Origin of the sequence: Mycobacterium sherrisii, from assembly GCF_002102355.1 — a bacterium.
Taxonomy (GTDB): domain Bacteria; phylum Actinomycetota; class Actinomycetes; order Mycobacteriales; family Mycobacteriaceae; genus Mycobacterium; species Mycobacterium sherrisii.
Genome location: NZ_LQPT01000041.1, coordinates 1 through 3,622 on the forward strand (window position 1 = coordinate 1; position 3,622 = coordinate 3,622).

Sequence of the window (3,622 nt, forward strand, 5' to 3'; positions counted from 1 at the left end):
GCCATGGTGACATCCTTCCAGCCCGCCCACGTTGGGCAAGCCATCTCAGTTGTCACCTATCCGTGCAGCAGACCCACGGAAGAAGTCAGTACAGCCGTTCTAATGAAAAAATTTCGGCAGATTCCTGTAGCTAGGAATACTCCCGGGAGTCCGTGCCGGGACAGCGGTCGCTTTTCAGCTGCAGATGCTGCGCGTTGCTGCTTTCCGCAACATCGATGGCCCACTGCACAAGGCGCGTGAACTCGTTGCGGTCGCGGTCCCAGATATCCCGCAGTGTCCGTATGACTTCGCGGGCGGGCACATAGCCGATGCGGGCCTCGCCAAGTCCTACTTTTAGGGCTTCGCGCATGGCGTCATGCGGGCTGCGTCCCCGGTTAAGCAGCACCTCATGCAGCTTGAGTAAAGCGGCAAGCTTGTGGGGTCGGGCGTTTCCGGTGTGTTCGCGGCAAAACTTACCGACGGTGGTTCTACTGCCGCCACCCACCACCCCGGCCCCTGCCTGAACGCTATGTGTTGCTAGGAAGCTGATCAGTTCCGCTGGTATAGCCGGCGGAGTTCCGGCTCTGATTACGCGGCGGTTGCCGTAGGGAGGCAGCACGATTCCTCCTCCAACGCAGCGCACCTCCCCGAATGCAAGTGTCGGGTTACCTAGGCGCAGCCCCTTAGGTAGCGCAAACCAATAATGCCCCCGGTTCGGGCTCTCATCCGGGCGGGTATTCACGTACACCGCAGCCGCTAGATGCGGGCGCAGATGCCGGGGCGTGCTCTTAGGGCGATCAACATCAATGACCACGCAGCCAAACTGGCCGGGGCAAGTCGCCAACGCCTTGAACGGGCCGAACTGCTGTCTCCACCGCAGCAGCTGCGCGCTGTCGGTGGTGATATCTCGATAGCCGACTAGGTTCCAGCAGCTTTTGCCTTTGCCCTTGGACGGGTCAAACGGTGCCACCGCGATACCGTGGGCGGCGTACATCAAAGCGGCGTCGAAGGTGTCTAGACCGGTGGCGTCCGGAAACAGTACGGGCACTTCATCACCCCCGCATCGAGTCGACTTCACTGAGTAGCTGCAAGGCCCTGGCGCGCTTCTTCTCGGCTTTGGCGCGCCGCACCTGCGCGGGTGTTGATGCCTGCGCGACCACCTGGCGCACATAATCACTCGGCACGCCCAGAGTCAGGCTGATGTATGCCGTGCAGTAGCCCTGGCGATGCAGCTGCACGATGGCGTCGTCGACCATCACTGGAAGGGATCGTCGAAAGGGTCGTCAGAGGTTCGGATTTGAGCTGTGCGGTCGTCAAACCAATCCTCGGCAGGACCGATGTAGTCTTCGTTAAAGCCTGCTCGATTGTGAATGTGCAGCTTGCATTCTCGGCAGAGGACGAACAAGCACATGAATTCATTGCGCTTGACGGCCAAGAACTTGGTGGCCCGCTTTGGTGTGCAGCGCCGTGTAACTCGAGCCTCACAGTGCGAGGAGCGTACAAACTCAGCGACTTCCTTGACTTGCTCGATACTGCGCAGTGGTATCAGGTAGGCGATATTGGCGTAACTCAAGGCGTACAGGGTGGCCATCTTTAGCGGTGATGCCTCATCGTGCTCAGGGCACCACGTGTCAAGCACACTGCGGACGGCGAACACAGAACCGCTGTCAGCATGGAGATGGTCTTTGACCATGTGTCCGGCGATCCTCCGTGCCACCGGCTCGCTGTCATACGGCAACTCAAGCAGAAAGTCGTCGGTGTCGAACGTGTCAGTCAGCGGGTCGATCTCTTGGTGCCATGCGCCGGGTGGAAAGGCTAAGCCCCCGACTTCAGCGTTGGCGCGGTTGATGCGCCGGTTTGTTTCGTCAAACTCCGACATCCCTGTTTCCTCCTTGGTTTTCGGTTGGCGAACGCTTACAGGGCCTCAACCAAAGCGTCGAGGTCTTCTCTCTTCCAGTACGAGCGGCGCGGTTTACCGACCACAATGGGTCGAGGTAGCTTTCCGGTCCGGTAAGCATGCGTTCGGATCGTGTCCGCTGTGACGGTGACTAGTCCTAGATCCCGCAGATATTGGACGGATTCGTTTACGTCCAGATAGCGCTTCTCTAGTTTCTGGGCTGTAGCGGTCGGTTGGGCCACTTTAGACACTGTATCGCCCTCATCTTTCGTTCTGTACGAAATGTATTGTGACGCAACGCCACTTGACGCGAGTCTAGCTCACGCGGCGCGAATCCGCGCGCCTCGAAATCCATTGATGCGCGTCCAACCACGATGGGGTATAACCCTTTTCAAGGGCATCGGGTGCGCCGTGTAAGTCTCCCCTAGGTGAACGGGCCGACTCGAACTGCGGGGTCTGGTTACAACCGAACCGCTACCTTGCGGGCTGGCTCTCCTTTCAGTCCCCGGTCCGCAAGGTATGTCGGTCACAAAGCGGAGACCTAACGGAAGACTATGAAATGACCATCACCACACAGCCTCGACCCAATCCTTCTGACCTATAGTCGATTTTGCATTTGCCGCCTTTTGGCGCGGAGGGCGGATATCAGACTGAGGGCGATATCCTGGTCAATACCACCGCGGATGGTGTTAATTTACAGGTTATTTGGCAGGAAGTGGCCGAAGTCGTCAAGGCATGGAACGCCGAACGCAGCGCCCTGACGAACCTGTTGACCTTCAACACCACCAACACCGCAGACGCCATACCCCAAAGCCGCAGTACGGACAGTTTTGAACTCGCGACAGAATGGGGCATTGCAGAGGCTATGCGTCCGCCGAGTGGTTATCACCTCATGGCCTACGAATTTAATGACCACGACCGCCGTACTAGCTGGACCTGGAAGTTTCTGCGGGACAGTACTGCTGAACAAGTCCGTGCCGTGGCCAATTACGTCCTTGAAGCCGATAACAAACTGACTACCGGCACCATCCTGCAGCGTCTCTTCGATCCGACACAAGGCGCAAATGACTGGGGGCACCCAGTCTATGGCCTGTACAACGGTGACCAGATGCAGCCTCCGGCCTACCTAGGCAAGGAATTTGCAACGCAGCACCAGCATTACCTGGTGTCGGGAAGCGACACGATTGACTCCGGAGACCTGGAGTTTGCCGTCCGCAACGTGGCCGAGCATGGCTACGGAAGTGAGCCCAATTCAAGGCTTTTGGCGTTGATGAGCCCGGCTCAGGCTGAGGTAGTCAGTCAGTGGAAAGCTGGTGTGGAAAGCGCGCCTGACATTGTCGCTAAGCACGACTACATCCCGAGCGCTGGGGCTCCGGCCTACCTGCAGCCGGAGAATATCGTGGGACAGGTGGCTCCTGAGTCCTACAACGGCTTGAAGGTTCAAGGCTCCTACGGTCAAACATGGATCATTCAAAGCGATTTCATTCCAGAAGACTACTTCGCCGTTGTTGCAACCTACGGAGCCAACAGCTCTGATAACGTCATCGGTTTTAGAGAACACCCCCAACGTCAATATCAAGGGCTGCGAACAATTCCGGGTCTACAGCCCGCGTACCCCCTAATCGACTCTTACTTCCAACGCAGCTTCGGTGTGGGTGTGCGGCGTCGCGGGTAAGTCCCCTGGCGTGGTGGGTTTTTGGGGCCGGAGATGACGGTGCCGGGTGTGTCGTTGCCGGTGTTGGGGTG

At 58.2% G+C, this 3,622-nt stretch carries 4 protein-coding genes; 1 reads left to right on the forward strand and 3 read right to left on the reverse strand.

Annotated elements, in window-relative coordinates; genetic code table 11:
- Positions 1–130: 130 nt before the first annotated feature.
- Genes AWC25_RS08120 through AWC25_RS08130 form a run of 3 tightly spaced genes read right to left on the reverse strand, consistent with a single transcriptional unit; the run spans position 131 to position 1,858 of the window.
- Complete coding sequence (locus AWC25_RS08120; protein ID WP_244899473.1) at positions 131–1,027, reverse strand: bifunctional DNA primase/polymerase; 897 nt, start codon at positions 1,025–1,027, stop codon at positions 131–133.
- 4 nt (positions 1,028–1,031) lie between these two features.
- Positions 1,032–1,238 carry a hypothetical protein gene (locus tag AWC25_RS08125; RefSeq protein WP_142278739.1) on the reverse strand — a complete coding sequence of 69 codons (207 nt, stop codon included), beginning with the start codon at positions 1,236–1,238 and terminating at the stop codon, positions 1,032–1,034.
- Positions 1,235–1,858, reverse strand: a complete 624-nt coding sequence (locus AWC25_RS08130; protein ID WP_085166591.1) for a hypothetical protein — start codon at positions 1,856–1,858, stop codon at positions 1,235–1,237. Before AWC25_RS08130 ends, AWC25_RS08125 begins: the two co-directional genes overlap by 4 nt.
- A gap of 628 nt (positions 1,859–2,486) precedes the next feature.
- On the opposite strand from AWC25_RS08130, the gene AWC25_RS08140 reads away from it, so the two are divergent.
- Positions 2,487–3,551 (forward strand): hypothetical protein, encoded by a 1,065-nt coding sequence (locus tag AWC25_RS08140; protein WP_244899474.1) that lies wholly within the window; start codon positions 2,487–2,489, stop codon positions 3,549–3,551.
- Positions 3,552–3,622: the final 71 nt, after the last annotated feature.